Consider the following 18,528-nt stretch of genomic DNA (forward strand, 5'->3'; position numbering starts at 1 on the left):
AAGAAGACTAGTCACCTGTGACGAGCTTGAGCAGCATATGTCCGCCAACTGATTGCCAACTGATCCGCTACCTTTCCCTAATCGCGACATTTCTACTACAACTACTGTACAAGCTTATGGCGGTATTCCAGCAAGCCATCCTTGGCTCTGAACTGAACCTCCCCCATAAGATCCGTCCTGAAAATACGCGAACCATAGGCTTCGATTCGCTTCAGCACCTGCTCATTTGGATGTCCATATGCATTGTTGACCCCTGCTGATATGACAGCATTGCGAGGCTTCCAATAGGAAAGCCACTCCATACTTGTAGATGTCTTGCTTCCATGATGAGCAACTTTCAGTACATCAATCATGTTTGCTGGTATCATCGTATGCCCCTCCTTCTGCATCAGTGCTTCAACCATACTCTTCTCCACAGACGTTACCGTATCTCCGGTCAAGAGGAAGGAGGCTCCCCCCATTTCAAGGTAGAATACTACGGATTCAGCATTCTGTTCTTTTCGGGTAGGTACCTCTTCCCCCCGCATGTCAGGGGCCAAGAATCGGAGATTCGTATGAGAATCTGGTTCCAAGGTAAGACCACTATACGCTGAATATATAGGAATCTGTTTGGCAAGCGCCAATGTAATCAGTTGGTCAGGAGCTTTCCCCGTTAATGTTCCATTAAATATAAAAGCTTTAACGGGGATCTGCTCCAGCACTGCCCTCATCCCTCCAGCATGATCTTCATCACCATGAGTAACGATCACGGCTTCCAGTTGATGCACACCTCTTTGCTTTAACAGAGGTACGACCGTTTGCGCTCCAACTTCATAAGGCTTTTTCCTCTTTCTCCAGGCATTTTTACCCTGCGCAAAGTCCATCGTCCCACCGGCATCGACCAATATATGCTTGCCTGCTGGTGTCGTAATCAGAATACTATCGCCCTGCCCAACATCCAGAAATTGCACCAGACCCGCACCGCCATAAGTCGGTGTCTGATATCCCATCACCAGCAAGATAATGAATGATAGCAATGTGAGTGTTAGACGGATATAAGCGCCTTTAGTCATTCGACTTCTGGCATAAGCAGCCGCAGGTGGACGCCATGTCACGGACCATTCCGGGACAGCCGCAAGCGGCAACGATGACATGGTATTAGCTGCCCCTGCATGTGTAGGCCGGCGGGAATGGAACAGAGAGCGAACCCATCCATATCGCTCATTGGATTGGGAGAGAGGAGCTGTCATATCTTGACTGTGCGAGTTCAATGATCTGCATGCATCGATCCATCTCATCATCTGACGCAGCAAAACATACAGGATTACAAAATAAGCACAAAGCCAGGGAAGAGAAACGGAAGGCCAGATGTTAACTGCTCCACCATAACCGTTCACCCATTCAATGATGACAAAGCTTAATTCATTCAGCTTCTCGGCGGGCCATACCACAATCACCGCAGCTGGTTGCCACACGAAGCCAAGCAAGAGGGCTGCAGCACCTAAAGGCATCACTATGGAGGTTATTACGGGCACCAAGGCAAAATTCGCAGCAAGTGACAGCAGAGAGAATTGATTAAAGTAGTATATGGTTAACGGAAAGGAAACCAGTTGAGCGGTAATCGTCACCGAAGCAGCTCCTCCAATGCTCTCCTTCCAGCTACGGAACAGCGGCCTCAGAATAGGACCGTAGATCATTAAGCCAGCGGTCACAAGAAAAGAGAGTTGAAAGCTTACACTAAGAAGGAAATAGGGTTCCCATAGAAGCATGACGAGAGCAGCTGCACATAATATATTCAGACCATCCTTCAGAATCCCCTTCCTGGCTGCATATAGTCCAAGCATCGCCATTATGCCTGCTCGAACAACCGATGGTGATCCACCAGAAATCAGTACATAACCAGGGACAACCAATAACATCAGCAATAAAGTATGCTCACGTGGAAGCCTAATCAATTTGCATAAGAAGGATAGTCCCGCTGTAAATACAGCAACATGCATACCAGAAATCGCTAGCACATGTGTCAATCCCAACTGAGTGAATTCATCATATACTCCGGCATCCATATCCTCTGTCACGCCAAGTACAAGGCTCTTCATATAGCCTGATTGAACAGTGCTTGTAAAGACTGCGTCCATCTGTCCGCCCAGTTTATTTCTGAGGGCATCATTCCAGCGTAGCAGTGTATGTTGATTCCAGCCTGATGGTGATGTAACGCTCGCTGCACTAATTCCATTTGCTTTCACGATCCAGTGTATTCTCTGCGTATGTAGATACCTTCTATAATCGAATCCACCAAAATTTCTAGCAGGAGAGGGTTGCTTCAAGGTCCCTTGCAAGCGAATCAGGTCTCCTCTTTGCCATTGGTTAGCAATGGACTGTTCCTCTACAGCTGCCAATCTGATTTGTACCAGGACAAGTTCACCTAAAGCTTGTGGTTGAGTCTGGCCAGCGGCCTGAATCTGGCTCATTTTCATTTGAAATTGCACCCGATCTCCATCTATCTTCAGCGCAGAGGCTATATTGCCTTCAATGCCAACGGCTTGATCTTCAACTACCACTTGAGCTTCAACTACAGATTTCCCCTGTTCGGTCGCCGAAATGGCAGCCTCCAGTACAGTATGATGCAATATAGATGATATCTGACTGGAATTGTGGCTGTCATTCCATTCCCAGTATAATCCGGCAATCGTCAGTGTTACCCATAGCAATAAGCCTCTTTGCACGGGGACACGCACGATTAGTAGTACTGCAACCAGTACTATGGACAATCCGATCCAGATCAGGAGCAGCTCACGTCCAGAATACACACAAGCGATTGCATTGCCAACAATCCAACTCACGGTCACGCATACCAAGAGTCTTCGTTGCATGGTACACCTTCCTTTCTTATGCTGACGATATCTATGCAACAAAAAAAGGAACCTCCGGGCGACATATCGTCGCTCAGAGGTTCCTCCTCTAATATAAGTAGCAGTGTATTCTTGCATCCTACAGCCCTTTGCCTGTAGTCATACAACTTAGCCTCTCGTTATCTGTCTAATCCTGAATCTTCATCAGAGTCTCTTGCGGAGGGTGATAGTCCACTATTTGCCGAAAGGCAATCCCTTTTTGCTCCATTAGCTGCTGTACCTTCCGCGTATCCTTTGGATATGGCCTGTGATAGATAACTTCCACAATACCGCTATTCGCCAGCATATTGGAGCAGGTCCAACATGGCTCATCCGTCACATATACGGTCGACCCTTCGCGGTCAGAGCGGTCTGTGAATAGTAGCAGGTTCTGCTCAGCATGAATTGTACGGATACACCGCTGTTTCTTCACATGCTCCTCATTCCCGTCAACCATAACCAATTCGATTTCCTCCGAAATCATACAGCCAGCTTCCGAGCAATCCGGCACGCCAGAGGGAGCTCCATTATATGCTGTTCCGAGTAGCTTCTTGCCTTGTACCAATACAGCACCTACATGACGGCGTGAGCACCTGGAGCGTGTAGATACCATATAGGCAATGTCCATAAAATACGTATCCCAATCTTTTCGTATCGTTAAGCTCATATTCATTCGCTCTCCTGTAACAGGAATAGATATACATCATCATCAAGTCAAGCCGTAATTACAGACCGACGTACGGCTTCATCTTCTCCAGCATTTTCGGACCAATTCCCTTCACATTTTCCAGATCCTCAACTTGTCTGAAGGCACCGTGCTGTGTCCGATAATCCATAATAGCCTGTGCTTTTTTCTCGCCTATGCCCGGAAGCTCCATCAACTGAGCGAGCGACGCTGTATTCACATTTATTTTGCCATCTGCAATAACATTAACACCCTGCTCTGTAGGAGAAGTTGCCGTTATCGTAGCCGTGTTCTGTACAACTTCTTTCGCTCCCGCTGCTTCACCAACTACCATAGACGGAGTCGGGTGCTCACCCTTATCAGAATTATTGCCTTCTTGAGCTTTGGGTTCTATCTGCTCCTCGGCAGTATTCATGCTTGAGGTTACCGACGGAGTGACCGATGAGTTCTGCGACAGAGACCTGGCTTCCGCTACAGGCAATCCGTTGTCGGAGGATTGTTCAAGCTGCCGCTCAAGTTGCTGATTCAGAGGCTTCCATACTTCCTCATGCGGCTTCTCGCCTCCAGAGAATAAAATAAACCCACTGCCGAGTACAGCTAGTACAGCAGCGGCTAATGTCGTTCCTCGCTTCAAGCCTGTCATCCTTTCTCGTCCTCATATGTAAGTTCCATCCTGCAATGTCCAGTCTATAGTCTGCTCCCTTTTTCAATCCAATCCTGAATTCCTTCATAAACGTGACATGTTGGCCAAGACTGGATGCATATACTCTGAAGAATGACTCTGCCTACACCTTTACAGTATGAAAGGAGGACGTTGAACGATGAAAGTGGGATTTATCGGGACCGGAAGCATGGGAAGCCTGCTCATTGACGCCTTTATAGCAGCGGGTGCTCTCACACCGCAGCAAATCATGGCGAGCAGCCGCACCACGACTAAAGTCTTGGAACTAGCTGAACGCCATCACGGTCTTCATGTCTCATGGAGTAACCGTGAAACAGCCGACTTCAGTGATATATTATTCATTTGTGTCAAGCCCCTTGAATACAAATGTGTCCTGGATGAGATTAAGGACCTCATATCTCCTGAACAAATTGTTATATCCATTACAAGTCCGTTACAGCTTGTTCATCTTGAAAAGGAGCTTCCCGCCAAAATCAGCAAAATCATACCCAGCATCACAAATCTCACCAGGAGAGGGTCCTCTCTCTGTGTACACGGTGAGCGAATGAGTGAACAGGATTGTGCTGTCGTCGAGAAGCTGATGTCCTTCATCAGCAGGCCTGTACGTATTCAAGAGCAGCACACCCGTGTCGCTTCTGACTTCGCCAGCTGCGGTCCTGCGTTCCTTGCTTACTTTCTACAGGAATGGATTCAAGCAGCCACAGAAGCAACTGGTGTGGATTCACAGACACTATGCCTACTGGCTGGAGAGATGCTTATCGGTACAGGCAAGCTATTGCAAGAGGAGGGATTCACTCCCGCTGAGCTGCAAGCACGGGTGTCCGTACCTGGCGGCATTACAGCGGAAGCGCTCCGTGTCCTCAGCATGAGTCTGGACAGTGTATTTCCTGAACTGACCCGGACAACTCACACGAAGTATGATGAGGATGTACAGAAGCTTGATGCCCTATTCGGCGACAGCTCCATTAACCAGCAACGATATTGACCAGCTTGGCTGGAACTGCGATGATCTTGCGAATCGTCTTGCCAGCAAGCGCCTCTGTCACGGACTCCAGTGAGAGGGCATGCTCCTCCAGTCCTTTGGCATCCAGCTCCTTGGAGACCGTTGTACGCTGTACAATTTTCCCGTTGATCTGAATGACAATCTCCACCTCGGCGTCAATAGCCCAGGCTGCATCATACTGCGGCCAGGCCACATACGTGATGCTCTCTTGATGCCCCAAGCGCTCCCACAGCTCTTCAGCAATATGCGGAGCCAGCGGGGAGAGTAACTGCAAGAAGTTCTCCATCGCGGCACGAGGCAACGTCTCAGCCTTGTATGCATCATTGATAAAGATCATGAGCTGGCTGATGGCGGTATTGAAGCGCAGATGCTCCATGTCCTCTGTAACCTTCTTCACAGTCTTGTGCCATGTGCGTCTGAACTCATCACTGCCGATTTCGTCAGTAATCTTGTCATTCAGCTCACCAGCGTCAGTAATGAACAGACGCCATACACGAGAAAGGAAACGATGGATTCCCTCTACGCCCTTTTCATTCCAAGGCTTGGTAGCTTCCAATGGACCCATAAACATTTCATATACACGTAATGTATCCGCACCGTAGGCGTTAACAATATCATCAGGGTTAATAACATTTCCACGGGACTTACTCATCTTCTCATTGTTGTCGCCCAGAATCATACCCTGGTTAACGAGCTTATGGAAAGGCTCCTTCGTCTCAACCACACCGATATCATACAGCACCTTATGCCAAAAACGAGCATAGAGCAAATGCAAGACCGCGTGCTCAGCACCGCCAATATACAAGTCAACAGGCAGCCATTCGCGCTGCTTCTCCTTGGAGACAAGCTCCTTATCATTGTGTGGATCAATGTAGCGCAGGTAATACCAACAGCTTCCAGCCCATTGCGGCATCGTGTTGGTCTCACGCCGTGCCTTCATACCCGTCTCTGGGTCAACAGTCTCTACCCATTCCTTCACATTCGCCAGCGGAGATTCTCCCGTTCCCGACGGCTTGATCTGCTCCACATCTGGCAGAACAAGTGGAAGCTGATCCTCAGGGACCGTCTTCATTGATCCATCCTCAAGATGGAGCACAGGAATCGGCTCTCCCCAATAACGTTGACGGCTGAACAGCCAGTCACGCAGACGATAGGTGACCTTGCCAGTTCCTACGCCTTGCTCCTCCAGCCAGGCAATCATGGCTGCAATGGCTTCTTCATTCTTCATGCCATTCAGGAATTCCGAGTTCACATGCTCTCCATCGCCCGCATAGGCTTCCTGAGTGATGTCTCCGCCAGACACGACTTCTACAATATCGAGATTGAACTGCTTAGCGAATTCCCAGTCACGTGTATCGTGTCCAGGCACAGCCATAATTGCCCCAGTACCATAGCCAGCCAGTACATAATCAGCAATCCAGATCGGGAGCTTCTTGCCGTTAACCGGGTTAATAGCATAAGCTCCTGTGAATACACCCGTCTTCTCCTTGGCCAAATCCGTACGTTCCAGATCACTCTTGTGCGCTGCCTTATCCACGTATTGCTGCACCGCATCCTTGTATTCCGTTGTAGTAATTTGCGCCACAAGCTCCTGCTCTGGAGCCAATACGCAATAGCTTGCGCCGAAAAGTGTATCCGGACGAGTAGTAAATACTGTAAGCTGTGCATCATGTCCATCGATAGCAAAGGTAACCTCTGCTCCTGTGGACTTGCCGATCCAGTTACGCTGCATGTCCTTGATGCTCTCGGACCAATCAAGCTCCTCCAGATCCTCCAGCAGTCGCTCAGCATATGCCGTAATCTTCAACATCCACTGACGCATCGGCTTACGAATGACCGGATGACCTCCGCGCTCACTCTTGCCGTCGATAACCTCTTCATTTGCCAACACCGTGCCCAGGGCTGGACACCAGTTCACCGGAACCTCAGCCACATAGGCCAAGCCCCGCTTATAAAGCTGAATAAAGATCCATTGCGTCCATTTGTAATAATCCGGGTCCGTCGTGCTGAACTCACGATCCCAATCATACGAGAAGCCCAGAGACTTAATCTGACGGCGGAAGTTATTGATGTTCTTCACGGTAATGTCCCGTGGATGCTCTCCAGTATCCAGTGCGTGCTGCTCAGCAGGCAGACCGAAGGCATCCCAACCCATAGGGTGAAGTACATTGTAGCCCTTCATCCGCTTGTATCTCGATACTATATCTGTAGCTGTATACCCTTCTGGATGGCCTACATGAAGCCCTGCGCCCGAAGGATACGGGAACATATCCAGTGCGTAGAATTTAGGCTTACCAGCCTCTTCTCCGGTACGGAAGGTATGGTTGTCCTCCCAATAAGTCTGCCATTTCGGTTCAAGCTGCTGTGGCTGATAGCCGTGCTTCGCCTGTGTCGTGTCGCTCATCTTATTTCCTCCTCCAACAATGTACACTTACTCTTGTCGCATGACAGGCCGTACTCACTGAAATTCAGAAGAAATTACGTCTATCGGACGTACTTCCCCTGAAGACAGACCTCATTTAGCGAAAATTTTTCTCGATGATCGAGTGGTTCAGCTCCGCTGGGAACTTTAAATACCCTATCATCTATAAAAAAAACCTCTACATCCCTAGCGTGTTCATCGCTAGGGACGAGAGGTTGAATTCCCGTGGTACCACCCTAGTTAGCGTCCAGCGTGCTTCGCTGTTCGCTCCCTTTACACCTGATAACGGCGGTGCGCCGATACGATTTACTAACTGTGCACAGTGAAAATCTGTGCCTGCGTTGACCGTATATCTCCGAGGTGAGTTCATTCATTACTGACAATCGACTTGCACCATACGCCGACTCTCTGCTATGTCCAGTGTGAATTACTAATCCTCATCATGGATTACCTATGCTATAGTGCTTCACGTTAGACAGCACTAATTTTCGCCTTATTATAGTTGAAAAGTATCCATAAAGTCAATCAATTCGATCACTTTACAGCAACAAAGAACAGACGAGCCGTCTCTTCATCCGGCTGCTTCCATTCGAAATCCGCATACATATGTACTTCGCGAAACCCTGCCTGCAGGAGTGCACTCTTCATCCAATCAGGATCATAGGCACGCTGTAGATGAATCTCCTCGAACCGCTGGTACAGATCCCCGCGCTTGTCGTCCGTTCTGGCAAAAATGCTCAGATGATGCTCAATCTCGCAGGTAGCGTCCTCCAGCTCACAGGTCCATATATAAGAAATGGATTTATCATCCAGCACAAAGGGCTGCTCTTCATCATAACGCCTGAACGTACGGGGATGGTGCACGTCAAAGAGGAAAGTGCCGCCTTCCTTGAGACCAGCATAGGTCCGGGCAAAGGTAGCACGAATATCATCCTCCTGCAGCAGATAGTTCAGGCAATCACAAAAGGATATTACCGTATCAACTGACTCTGGAAGCGTCCAGTCCCGCATATCTTGTTGCAGCCAGCGAATACTCCCTTGCCTGAAGAGACGCTGTCCTTGCGGGGTGTTTTCCATCTTCTGCCGAGCTACGGCGAGCATATCCGAGGACAAGTCAATTCCCGCAACCTCGAAGCCAGAGTGGACCAAGGGAATCGTAATGGCACCCGTACCGCAGCCGAGTTCGGCCACCGTGTGGGGCATTCCAAATCGATCCCAGGCCTCTCTAGCAAAACGAAGCCAGTCCGGATAAGGCATATCCTCCATTAATTCGTCATACACATAGGCAAATTTTCGGTATGAAGCCATATTACACCGCACTTTCTATACCTTCTCCAAGCTGGTTGGCTTGGGGAGCTTCATTTCGTTTCATTGGCATTCATCATACGGAAGGCCCAATCCTCATATCAGCGCCGTCAAGTCCAAATGGTGCTTCAGGATGAACCGCTGATTCTACAGCATTCCTCTGCCTGCACATTATTCGCACTTCATGTCAACAGCTGATATTTCAGATCGAGCCTAAAAAAACAATACATACATCTCCTGTATGACAGTGACTGCGTAACCGTAAGTTATGAATCCTGCCCTTTGCCTTCCTTCTTCGGCAGCCTGTCCTTCAGGTAAGTCCAATTCTCCTCCTGAACGACGATGCCTTCTTTCATGAGCTTGCCGATCGCTCGCTTGAACGCCGATTTACTAATTCCAAACCGTTGCTTGATGATATCCGGAGGAGTCATATCGGAATACGGCATACCGCCACCTGGACGTTCCTTCAAGAAAGCAAGCAGGCGTTCCGAGTCTTCATCCCTGCCAATTTCCTTGCGCGGAGCCATAGCCAGATTAACTCTTCCATCCTCCCGTACGTGCGTAACCCGTACTTTAACCTGCTCACCAAGACGAAGCAAGCGGCTCCGTTCGGAGGAGTGGATCATACCAATGGCTCCGAATCCAAGCACCCCACCATCTACCAGAACAAAAGTCCCCATCTGTAATGGCTTGTACACGGTGGCTTCGACCCAGGTATTTACCCAGGATTGAGGGGCATGGAATGCCCGCGGTGCCAGCTCTTGTTCACCGGCTAGCTTTGCCCGTAGACGCCCTTGTTTGTCATGCTCCATAATCGCGAATACATAATCACCGACCTTCGGATGAAGATCCTTGTTCTCAGGTAGTTCACGGATTGGTAGTAACAATTGGCGTCCAAGGCCCATCTCCAGGAAGCAGCCCAGGCGCGGGTGAATATCCGCCACCTGTAGCTTGGCCATCTCGCCTAACGTCAAGTAAGGCTTTTTCATCGTTGCTGCAATGCGATCTTCCGTATCATAGAAAATAAAGACGTCCAGACGCTCCCCAATCTCAATCTCGCGGGTCAGTTCTGTGTAATGCAAGAGCACATCCTGAGCACCAACGCTTAGAAAATACCCATAAGGGGAGACCTCACGGTCTACCATAATATTGGCATAGGTTCCAGCTGTCAGCATCATACGGTCTCCACGACTTTGGCATCCGACCAGAGCCGCTCAATATTATAATATTCACGTTCGTCCCGGTGGAACACATGTACGATGACATCGCCAAGGTCGACCAACACCCAACGTGCTGAATCCATACCTTCTATTCCCTTAACTACGCCTCCTGCTTGCTGCGCTTGCTTCTTAATCTCGGTAACAATCGCCTGCACCTGAGTGTCAGAATTACCGTGGCAAATTACAAAATAATCTGCTACAAGCGAAATTCCACGCAAATCCAGTGCTACGATATTCATTGCCTTCTTATCATCTGCCGCCGCTACTGCAAGCTGCATAATTTGATCCGCTGCTACTGCCATTCACACGCCTCCAATAATTATTTATTGATGTGCTGCTTCATATTTAAACGCCTACATGCCTGAATCATATATCCAGCCAATAGTTTTCTTTTATGTTACTTTAATAACGAACACATCCACATATTCATGGACTCTCTTCCAATTCACTCGATAGCCATTAGTCATCATTTATTATCGTTATGGTCTTTAACTGACTTAAGCTGGAGCAGTAGATCATTCCGGGTTAGCACCGTCTGTGGATAGATGACCTTCCCTTGCTGCAGAAGATGTGAGATGGTGTTATCCAGTCCAGCTACGAGAGCCTCCTCCAGGCTGTGCTGAGCCAGCTCACGAATCCGTTCCACACCTGGAAAGTCACGACCAGGCTCCATATAATCAGCCAGACACACGATCTTGTCCAGCAAGCTCATTCCAACACAGCCTGATGTATGCCAACGTATGGCATTCAGCACTTCAGAGTCCTCTACGCCATAATCACGCCGGGCTACGATATAGCCTACCTCGGAATGCCACAGCTGCTTCTCATGCTGCAGTAGCTCCCGGTCAGCCTCCGGACTGTCCATAATGACAGCCTCCATGTCCTTGACTGGCCAGTATTTGGCTACGTCATGCAGGATCGCTGCCAGCTCCGCCTTCTGTGCATCTCCACCATAGCGACGGGCCAACAGGACAGAGGTCTCCATAACTCCAAGGGTATGCTGCCAGCGCTTCTGGGGCATTTGTGCAGAGACCTTCTCCATTAGCTTCTCACGGCTGTAATTCATACATACGCCCCTTCCTTATATATTCATGCACGGATTCAGGGATCATATAACGCACGGAGTGCCCTGTCGCAAGTCGTTCCCGAATATCTGTAGAGGAAATATCCACGACTGGCATATCAGCAAGTAGAACCTTGTTATGCAGGAAGGGAGGCAGTAAATCCAGCGCCAACTCGAACCCGGGTCTTCTGAGCCCGATAAAAGTTATTCTGGAGGCCAGCTCCTCAATTTGCTCCCACGCCGCGAGATAGTTCACCATATCCGCTCCGATGATGAAATAGAAGTCCTTGTCAGGATGAAGCTCCTGTAGTGCCCGAATGGTATCGATCGTGTAGCTTACTCCTCCACGCCGAATCTCCAGATCCAGCACCTCAAATGCAGAATTACAGGCCACGGCCTCCCGTGTCATAGCCAGACGCTGCTCTCCAGTTGCACCTGCTGCCCGCTTATGCGGTGGAATATGAGAGGGCATGAACCAGATTTGATCTAGTGCGTAGCCATCTCTCGCCGCTTCAGCAGCCAGCATATGACCGATATGAATCGGGTCGAACGTACCGCCCATTATACCGACTTTCATAGCATCACCTTTGTCTGTCATCTAGTTCAGTATTTTGCAATGCAAAATTACTCAGTTAGGAAGCTGGATCTCCTTGTGATCACGGGATTCCTTATACAGAATAATCGTCCCGCCGATGATCTGCACGAGCTCTGCTCCTGTGCCTTCGACCAGCTCCTTGGCGATATCCTGCTTGTCTTCCAGACAGTTATTCAGAATGGATATCTTCATCAGCTCCCGCTTCTCAATGGCATCATTGATATGGCGGAAAAGATGCTCGTTGGTTCCCCCTTTGCCGACCTGAAAGATCGGATCAAGGTGATGCGCCATAGAGCGCAGATATCGCTTTTGTTTACCAGTTAACATAATTATTGTACTCCTTCATAGCTTCGTCTGCCTCCAATAGTTGCCCTGGACAGACTGCTTTTCATTTAAGCTTGTTACATATATAAGCACAGCCTTGTACACGTAGATCATTCAATACTTTAGCTATCACTCAGCCTGGTTGCCCAGAGATTGTAGCAATGCCTCACGCATATGAGGAATCGACGGAGTCTGTCCGAGCCAATGCTCGTAGGCAATCGCCCCTTGGTAAATGAACATACCAAGACCACCATGAGTCTTGCAGCCACGCCCCTTGCTCTCCAGCAATAAACGCGTCTCCAGCGGATTGTAGATCAGATCACTGACCACAATTCCCTCAGGAATCCATTCAGTCGGAAAAGGTAGCTCGTCTATAGCTGGGTACATGCCTACAGAGGTTGTATTGATCAAAACATCGACCTCGCGAACAAGCCGCTCAGCGTCCTCCATTCCATAGCCCTCTACCTTAACTGCTCCGTTCCACTCTGCTGCGAGGCTCGCTGCTTTATCCACGGTCCGATTCACAATATATACGGTATCCGGCTGCTCTGCAACCAAAGCATCCAGCACACCTCTGGCGGCACCACCAGCGCCGAGCATCATGATCTTCAACCCCGACAGCTGGGCTATGGCCTCTTCCTTCAAAGATCTTACGTAGCCGACTCCATCCGTATTGTACCCCTTCAGGCGTCCCTGCTCGTTGACCACGGTGTTCACAGCACCAATCCGCCTGGCTGCTTCATCCAGCTCGTCCAGGTAGTTCATGACCTCCACCTTGTGGGGGATCGTTACATTTACACCTCGGAAGCCTTGCACCCGGATGTCACGCATTACATCACCAAGACGTTCCCGAGTCACATGAATGGCAACATATTCTCCCGGTATGCCAGCAGCGTCCAGAGCCGCCTGATGCATGAGCGGAGAGCGAGACTGTGCAATCGGATCTCCTAATACACCCAGTTGGACACGATGCTCCTGCCCCGACTCCGTAACCCTTTTCTGCATACCATAGCCCCCTGCTTTGCCAGTATCATTTCTGTAATGCTTATTTATTCTGATCATTTATCTTCATCATTTAACTTGCTCATTTGCCTTGCTCATCTAACCTATGACTGTGAACCGTCTTATATCAATGATGGTCGCATCAGCACACGGATTCCTCGCGGCGCATGAATAGCCACCACAGCTCCGCTGCTGCCGTTTACCTTAATCCATCCGAGTCCCGAGATAAACAAATCTACATCGGCACCCTTAGGTACTCTAAATTCATGTCTCGTCCAAGCAGGCATCTCAGCCAATTCAGCCGTATGGGGAGGAGATAGCATCTCACCCTTATGGTTAGCATACAGCTCATCCGCTCGCTCCAGCTTCGTCCGATGAATCTTCAACGCACCTGAGATATACGAGGTGAACGATTGATGCGCACCCTCAATGAAATCAAACCGAGCCATCGCGCCATAGAACAGCGTCTGTCCCGCATCAAGCTGATACGCAGCAGGCTTAAGCGGCTTATCTGGCATAATAGCCCCCAGATCACGCTTCGATACAATCTCACTGAACCGCCAAGGGTACACAATCCCTGGAGTATCAATAATGTAATGTCCGTCATCCAGCGGAATGTTAACCATATCCAAGGTCGTGCCTGGATAGCGCGAGGTCGTCAATTCCTGCTCCAGATCACTATAATCCTTAATCAAGCGGTTAATTAAAGTGGATTTACCCACATTCGTTCCGCCTACAACATAGACGTCTCGATTACCACGCTGCTCGGCAACAGCCTCAAGCAGACGATCGAAGCCCTGATTCTTCTTGGCGCTGCACAAGACAATTTCGGAGGTCCGAAGTCCCTGCTCCTTGGCTTGCTTTTGCACCCAGTTACGCACCTTGTTCCAGTTGGTCACCTTGGGCAGCAGATCAATTTTGTTAACTGCCAGAATAACTGGATTACTGCCTACAAAGCGTTGTAGACCAGAGATCAGACTACCTTCAAAATCAAACAAATCAACGATGTGAACGACTAGCGCGTCCTTATCACCAATCTTGCTAAGCAGACTCAGGAATTCGTCCTGGTCCACAGCCACAGACGATGCCTCATTATAGTTCTTGATACGGAAGCAGCGCTGGCAGATTACTGGCTCGCGCTCCATGGTCTTCTCCGGAATATAACCCGGAAGCTCGGGACTTGCAGATTGCAAAGCAATTCCGCAGCCGCTACAGCGCAGCTTAACGTTGTCCCTCTTGGATTCTGTCATTTATTCTTTTCCTCCTCAAGCCAAATCCCTTTCTTACGTAGCTGTGTCAGGGCAATCCGCTCCAAGCGCCGATTGATGCGAGTCGTCCAGCCTTCATCCTGTTCCGAAATAGGCAATACGAGGACAGTGTGCAGCTTCATGCGGTTACCGCCGAACACGTCTGTCATCATCTGGTCGCCTACCATAATGGTCTGCTCAGGTGTTAGCTCCATCAGCTTCATCGCTTGGCGGAATGCCTTGTTCGTAGGTTTTCTTGCGCCATGAATGAATTGGATATCCAGTGGCGTAGCAAATAGTGATACACGATTCAATTTATTATTGGACACAATAATAAGCTTGAAGCCGGCCTTCTTCACCTTCTCGAACCATGCAATGAGCTCGGGAGTTGCGTTAGGTGCTTTGGCTCCTACAAGCGTGTTATCCAGATCCGTGATAATACCACGGTATCCTTGGGCGTATAGTCCCTCTAGATCAATGTCAAACACTGTATCTACCCGCAATTTGGGCATGAACAATTCAAACAATTCGGTCACCTCAGCTTCATACGACAAACTATACCATATTACGGGAGCTTAGTAAAAAGCCGCTTACGAAGCGTAAGCGACTCCTCACTTGCTATCCATTCACATCTGCTTGATGTGCATTGCTTCCAGGAGGACCTGACTGTCTTCCTGCTTTCCGAAGCTGGGCTGCGTATACGCGCACCAATCGCCAATCGTCTTCAGACACCTTTGCAGGGCTGTATCTGGCTTGCTCGAACAGCTCCAGCAGCTTGTTCAGCACAACCGCAAGCTCCTCTGACTCAGACTGCCAGCGATTGACGGCTTCCCTCAGCGTATCGTCAGGCTGTCGTCCATAGCCTCTTCGCTTCATATAACGTAGCCATCGCTCCGTTTCTACTACTACTTTCTCCGCAGCATTCAGTGGACGCCCCAGCCGAACATGAAGCATGTAAAAATGTATAAATATCCGGTTGCGCCACAGAATGTACCCTGCCCATAATACCAGCACAGCAACTGCCACCCAAACGATGCCTTGCGGAATGCTTGTCTCATTGTTTTGGTTAGCAGGTACCTCCTGCTGCGGCTCCTGAGCCTGCTCCTCTTCCTCCAGCTCAGGTGCTTGAACAGGCTGTGAGTCCTCGCTTTGCGTCAGCAACGGCATATCAAATCCAGGCGTAGCTTCTACTGGTATCCAGCCATACTCTTCGCCAAAATAGACTTCTGCCCAGGAATGGGCATCTGCATTCGTTACAGAATAAGCGATCATATTCTCCTCTTGAGACGCAGATGCAGCTTGCTCGTTAAAGGTAATCTGGCCTGGGGCATATCCCTTCACCCAGCGGGCAGGAATCCCCAAGGACCGTGACATCATAACGATCGAGGTCGAGAAATAATCGCAGTAGCCTTCGCGAATATCGAATAGAAAGCCTTCCACAAAATCCTCACTGTTGCTACGCGACAGATCCGGATTGTTCGTGTACGTGTAGTTTTGCTGCAAATATTGCTGCAGAAGACCAACCTTCTCATATGGTGTATCTGCTGACTCGGTAATGGTCTCTGCCAGCTCGGTTACCCGGTCGGGGAAGCTCCCGGGCATTTGCAAATATTCTTCAAGATCACGATTGCCATAGAGCTCACTAAAGCTCTTGGAGCGGAGCTCCCGCTCCGGAATAACAGGTACCTGCGAGATCAACGTATACGTCCGTGGGTACCGATTCGTACGACGGGGAGAATTCCAGTGCAGCTCGCCTTGTTCTTCTTTCCAGCTAAGCCAGTCTGTATTTGTAGTGCCGTCTATCGATTCGACCCTGTTAATGGCAAAGGCACCGAACAGCACCGGATAGGAATTCTCATTCTGCATCATCACTGTCTGAACGACTGACTCTGTCTGGATCGAAGGAGTCTCTCCAAGTCCGAGCTCCTGGTTAGCCGCAACATCCTCAAAATCAGCCCGACTACCAGCATTGTCTGCCCAGCCAAGACCGGTATACACTCTCCGGCTCTCTCCCCTCCAGTAGCTGCGCTGATTGGTGATGACTGTCATAACAGGTGAGTAGTCAAAATTAAAGCCGCCCCCCAGACGATTGTCCTGACGGCTGTATCCGGATTCCGAATTCATCTGCTGTACTGGTGATCCCGTCACCCCATTCCCACCTGCCGTACCTGTTCCAGACATATTTCTCCAGGCTGTATAGGGATCCATTAATGAGGGAGGAACCTCAGGCATATTAACGCCAGCCACAATGACCAACGAGAAAATTATCGCAATATTGGCGGTAATCTTGAACGGATAACGTCGCAAATTGCGCCAGCCCTGCGGGTAACGCTGTCTAAATTGCTCAAAATGCTTGGTCACAAGCCAGCCCATGCCGGCAAAAAATATCCAGGCCACTTCCTGCCAGAGCACGAATGGTGTGAAGGAATCCAGTACCCCGAGAGCAACAATATTCAGGCCGATAAAAACGAGAATACGCTTCTTATTTGTGACTAGCATCGGAATGAGCTCAAGTAGCAGCCAGGCAATCATCGCATACCAGATGTATGGGGTGACCATACCTGTAAAATATATAACCTGCTCCAAGGCATTCCCGTCACTCAGCATAATGGAGTAGTCACTTAACGTTCTGAAGAGGATAAATAGCAATGCAATTGCCTTCAGGAACAGCTTCCACCAGGAGCTGAAAGGAAGAAGTATATTGATCACTGCGACAGCAATCAACGTCTTAAGGACAATCGTGGTGGTCTCCTCAAACCATAATATAGAAGCAAAGGACAGCCACTGAAGGGCGATGACCATGATCCACAATATTGCAAAAGACAGATACCAGTTCGACAGCATCAGTCTTATCCATTTATTCATCGTCCCCCTCCTCCCATCACAGCAGGTAACTCTTCAAGAGAGGATACTGTATAAGCCTTAATGCCTCTCATGCGTAATAATTCCTTCCACTCCTCTTGAGATGAGGTTGCACGAGAGCCTCCAACATGTACATGGCAGGGAATCATCCCACGTGTGTCTGCCCAACGCAGCAGCTCCAATATCCGATCATCTGTACACGGGCTAATCAGCACCATATACGACCCGGATGGAAGCAGATGAAGCTGCTTTTCCAAGGCAATCTGCAGGTCACCGTTCTCCTCCATGTCGACATCCACGAGATGCTGTATCATTTTCTGAATATCGTTGATATTCTCACTTGCCGTGAACACCTTTAGTCCGTTACCTGCCACACCCAAGCCAATACGCATTCGCTCACGACCACCATAATCCAGCAGTGAAGCCGCGCAGGAGACAGCAAGCTCGAATTGATCTCTTGAAGCATAATGCGTAGCCAGTTGATCCAGAATTACGATGGTTTTCGGAATCGTCTCATGCTCATATTCTTTGGATTTCCAGCTACCCGTCCGGGCTGTTGCATTCCAGTGAATACGCGATAGCCGGTCCCCATACACATAATCACGAACTCCGTTGATCTGAGTCGTCTCTCTACGGGTACGAATGTGGGTGGATTGCTGGCCAGATCGTCTAGTCTTGTAGTCATTCAGATCCCAGTGGGGAATGAACGCTGTCCGGGGAAGGACTCTGAAATCCCCCGGCACCTTAAGACGTCCCTTATTCTCCAAGAGACCAAATATATCCTCACTGACAATCTCGGTCTCTGCAAAGGAATACCTTCCCCGCTCCAAGGACGGAGTCTGATAGGAGAGATGCCCCTCCCCTTTCATGGATGGAATAATACTCTCCTCAAATGACCATGTCTCGCCTGTATGACGGTGCAGCACCTCTCTGACAATGACATAAGGCAGCGGCAAAAATCCAGGGATGCTGACATTGTGTCTGACATGCACCTGATCCCCCGCGTGAAGTAGATCATCATATTCCTCTCCAGAGGACAGTCGCCGGACGCCTGTGGCACGACTTACACTGCTGAGCCCCGAAATCCACAAATATAAGCCCAACAACGTAATCATGGACAGCAGCATAAAGGATGTCTTGCCGCCTTGAAACAACACATAGAGGAGACAGACCACCCAGATCAGAATAAAAGTACCTACTTTAGCGTTAATATAACGTAACTTGGTACTGAATTTACCCGTGCTCATG

The 18,528-nt window shown here is 49.3% G+C and carries 16 protein-coding genes and 1 other annotated feature; of the genes, 1 reads left to right on the forward strand and 15 read right to left on the reverse strand.

What is annotated here, in order from left to right; all coding sequences use genetic code 11:
- Window positions 1-101: 101 nt before the first annotated feature.
- The 3 genes from MKX74_RS18425 to MKX74_RS18435 all read right to left on the reverse strand — a co-directional run bounded on the left by MKX74_RS18425 (window position 102) and on the right by MKX74_RS18435 (window position 4,198).
- Entirely contained in the window at window positions 102-2,852 is a 2,751-nt protein-coding gene (locus tag MKX74_RS18425; RefSeq protein WP_341179369.1) for a ComEC/Rec2 family competence protein, read from the reverse strand.
- 166 nt (window positions 2,853-3,018) lie between these two features.
- Window positions 3,019-3,537 (reverse strand): deoxycytidylate deaminase, encoded by a 519-nt coding sequence (locus MKX74_RS18430; protein ID WP_018887964.1) that lies wholly within the window; start codon window positions 3,535-3,537, stop codon window positions 3,019-3,021.
- A 58-nt stretch (window positions 3,538-3,595) separates the two neighbouring features.
- On the reverse strand, window positions 3,596-4,198 hold the full coding sequence (locus MKX74_RS18435) for a ComEA family DNA-binding protein (RefSeq protein ID WP_341179370.1): 603 nt from the start codon (window positions 4,196-4,198) through the stop codon (window positions 3,596-3,598).
- Window positions 4,199-4,376: 178 nt separating this feature from the next.
- Here MKX74_RS18435 and comER point away from each other — a divergent pair, with 178 nt between their 5' ends.
- A complete protein-coding gene (gene comER, locus MKX74_RS18440) occupies window positions 4,377-5,222 on the forward strand; it encodes a late competence protein ComER (protein WP_018887966.1) in 846 nt (281 codons plus the stop codon).
- Here comER and leuS read toward each other — a convergent pair.
- From leuS to MKX74_RS18500, 12 genes are all read right to left on the reverse strand, one after another.
- The gene (gene leuS, locus MKX74_RS18445) at window positions 5,203-7,644 is read right to left on the reverse strand and encodes a leucine--tRNA ligase (RefSeq protein WP_341179371.1); all 2,442 of its coding nucleotides are present in this window, start codon (window positions 7,642-7,644) and stop codon (window positions 5,203-5,205) included. The genes comER and leuS overlap by 20 nt on opposite strands.
- Before the next feature lie 218 nt (window positions 7,645-7,862).
- Window positions 7,863-8,115 (reverse strand) — a binding site (T-box leader).
- 81 nt (window positions 8,116-8,196) lie between these two features.
- Window positions 8,197-8,970 carry a class I SAM-dependent DNA methyltransferase gene (locus MKX74_RS18450; RefSeq protein ID WP_341179372.1) on the reverse strand — a complete coding sequence of 258 codons (774 nt, stop codon included), beginning with the start codon at window positions 8,968-8,970 and terminating at the stop codon, window positions 8,197-8,199.
- Window positions 8,971-9,233: 263 nt separating this feature from the next.
- A complete protein-coding gene (locus tag MKX74_RS18455) occupies window positions 9,234-10,145 on the reverse strand; it encodes a CvfB family protein (protein WP_025680340.1) in 912 nt (303 codons plus the stop codon).
- The gene (gene rsfS, locus MKX74_RS18460; protein WP_018887970.1) at window positions 10,142-10,489 is read right to left on the reverse strand and encodes a ribosome silencing factor; all 348 of its coding nucleotides are present in this window, start codon (window positions 10,487-10,489) and stop codon (window positions 10,142-10,144) included. Before rsfS ends, MKX74_RS18455 begins: the two co-directional genes overlap by 4 nt.
- 164 nt (window positions 10,490-10,653) lie before the next feature.
- Entirely contained in the window at window positions 10,654-11,253 is a 600-nt protein-coding gene (gene yqeK / locus MKX74_RS18465; protein WP_341179373.1) for a bis(5'-nucleosyl)-tetraphosphatase (symmetrical) YqeK, read from the reverse strand.
- Window positions 11,237-11,827, reverse strand: a complete 591-nt coding sequence (gene nadD, locus MKX74_RS18470) for a nicotinate-nucleotide adenylyltransferase (protein ID WP_341179374.1) — start codon at window positions 11,825-11,827, stop codon at window positions 11,237-11,239. The genes yqeK and nadD overlap by 17 nt, the downstream gene beginning before the upstream one ends.
- A gap of 51 nt (window positions 11,828-11,878) precedes the next feature.
- On the reverse strand, window positions 11,879-12,172 hold the full coding sequence (yhbY, locus tag MKX74_RS18475; RefSeq protein WP_018887973.1) for a ribosome assembly RNA-binding protein YhbY: 294 nt from the start codon (window positions 12,170-12,172) through the stop codon (window positions 11,879-11,881).
- A gap of 126 nt (window positions 12,173-12,298) precedes the next feature.
- Window positions 12,299-13,174: a shikimate dehydrogenase gene (gene aroE, locus MKX74_RS18480; RefSeq protein WP_025680337.1), complete on the reverse strand. Its 876-nt coding sequence runs from the start codon at window positions 13,172-13,174 to the stop codon at window positions 12,299-12,301.
- Between the two features lie 119 nt (window positions 13,175-13,293).
- The gene (yqeH, locus tag MKX74_RS18485) at window positions 13,294-14,421 is read right to left on the reverse strand and encodes a ribosome biogenesis GTPase YqeH (protein WP_018887975.1); all 1,128 of its coding nucleotides are present in this window, start codon (window positions 14,419-14,421) and stop codon (window positions 13,294-13,296) included.
- On the reverse strand, window positions 14,418-14,945 hold the full coding sequence (locus MKX74_RS18490; protein WP_018887976.1) for a YqeG family HAD IIIA-type phosphatase: 528 nt from the start codon (window positions 14,943-14,945) through the stop codon (window positions 14,418-14,420). The genes yqeH and MKX74_RS18490 overlap by 4 nt, the downstream gene beginning before the upstream one ends.
- A 91-nt stretch (window positions 14,946-15,036) precedes the next feature.
- A complete protein-coding gene (locus MKX74_RS18495) occupies window positions 15,037-17,283 on the reverse strand; it encodes a transglutaminase domain-containing protein (RefSeq protein ID WP_341179375.1) in 2,247 nt (748 codons plus the stop codon).
- Window positions 17,280-18,527: a DUF58 domain-containing protein gene (locus tag MKX74_RS18500; protein ID WP_341179376.1), complete on the reverse strand. Its 1,248-nt coding sequence runs from the start codon at window positions 18,525-18,527 to the stop codon at window positions 17,280-17,282. The genes MKX74_RS18495 and MKX74_RS18500 overlap by 4 nt, the downstream gene beginning before the upstream one ends.
- Between the last annotated feature and the right edge of the window lies 1 nt (window position 18,528).

The sequence above is a fragment of the Paenibacillus sp. FSL K6-1230 genome (assembly GCF_038002385.1).
GTDB classification, from domain to species: domain Bacteria; phylum Bacillota; class Bacilli; order Paenibacillales; family Paenibacillaceae; genus Paenibacillus; species Paenibacillus massiliensis.

Bases quoted from the DNA above. Each gene is read 5' to 3' on its own strand.
- aroE (WP_025680337.1), bottom strand. From the start codon at position 13,174: ATGCAGAAAAGGGTTACGGAGTCGGGGCAGGAGCATCGTGTCCAACTG.
- MKX74_RS18425 (WP_341179369.1), bottom strand. From the start codon at position 2,852: ATGCAACGAAGACTCTTGGTATGCGTGACCGTGAGTTGGATTGTTGGC.
- MKX74_RS18435 (WP_341179370.1), bottom strand. From the start codon at position 4,198: ATGACAGGCTTGAAGCGAGGAACGACATTAGCCGCTGCTGTACTAGCT.
- comER (WP_018887966.1), top strand. From the start codon at position 4,377: ATGAAAGTGGGATTTATCGGGACCGGAAGCATGGGAAGCCTGCTCATT.
- rsfS (WP_018887970.1), bottom strand. From the start codon at position 10,489: ATGGCAGTAGCAGCGGATCAAATTATGCAGCTTGCAGTAGCGGCGGCA.
- yqeK (WP_341179373.1), bottom strand. From the start codon at position 11,253: ATGAATTACAGCCGTGAGAAGCTAATGGAGAAGGTCTCTGCACAAATG.
- yhbY (WP_018887973.1), bottom strand. From the start codon at position 12,172: ATGTTAACTGGTAAACAAAAGCGATATCTGCGCTCTATGGCGCATCAC.
- MKX74_RS18500 (WP_341179376.1), bottom strand. From the start codon at position 18,527: ATGAGCACGGGTAAATTCAGTACCAAGTTACGTTATATTAACGCTAAA.
- MKX74_RS18450 (WP_341179372.1), bottom strand. From the start codon at position 8,970: ATGGCTTCATACCGAAAATTTGCCTATGTGTATGACGAATTAATGGAG.
- MKX74_RS18430 (WP_018887964.1), bottom strand. From the start codon at position 3,537: ATGAGCTTAACGATACGAAAAGATTGGGATACGTATTTTATGGACATT.
- nadD (WP_341179374.1), bottom strand. From the start codon at position 11,827: ATGAAAGTCGGTATAATGGGCGGTACGTTCGACCCGATTCATATCGGT.
- leuS (WP_341179371.1), bottom strand. From the start codon at position 7,644: ATGAGCGACACGACACAGGCGAAGCACGGCTATCAGCCACAGCAGCTT.
- yqeH (WP_018887975.1), bottom strand. From the start codon at position 14,421: ATGACAGAATCCAAGAGGGACAACGTTAAGCTGCGCTGTAGCGGCTGC.
- MKX74_RS18455 (WP_025680340.1), bottom strand. From the start codon at position 10,145: ATGATGCTGACAGCTGGAACCTATGCCAATATTATGGTAGACCGTGAG.
- MKX74_RS18495 (WP_341179375.1), bottom strand. From the start codon at position 17,283: ATGAATAAATGGATAAGACTGATGCTGTCGAACTGGTATCTGTCTTTT.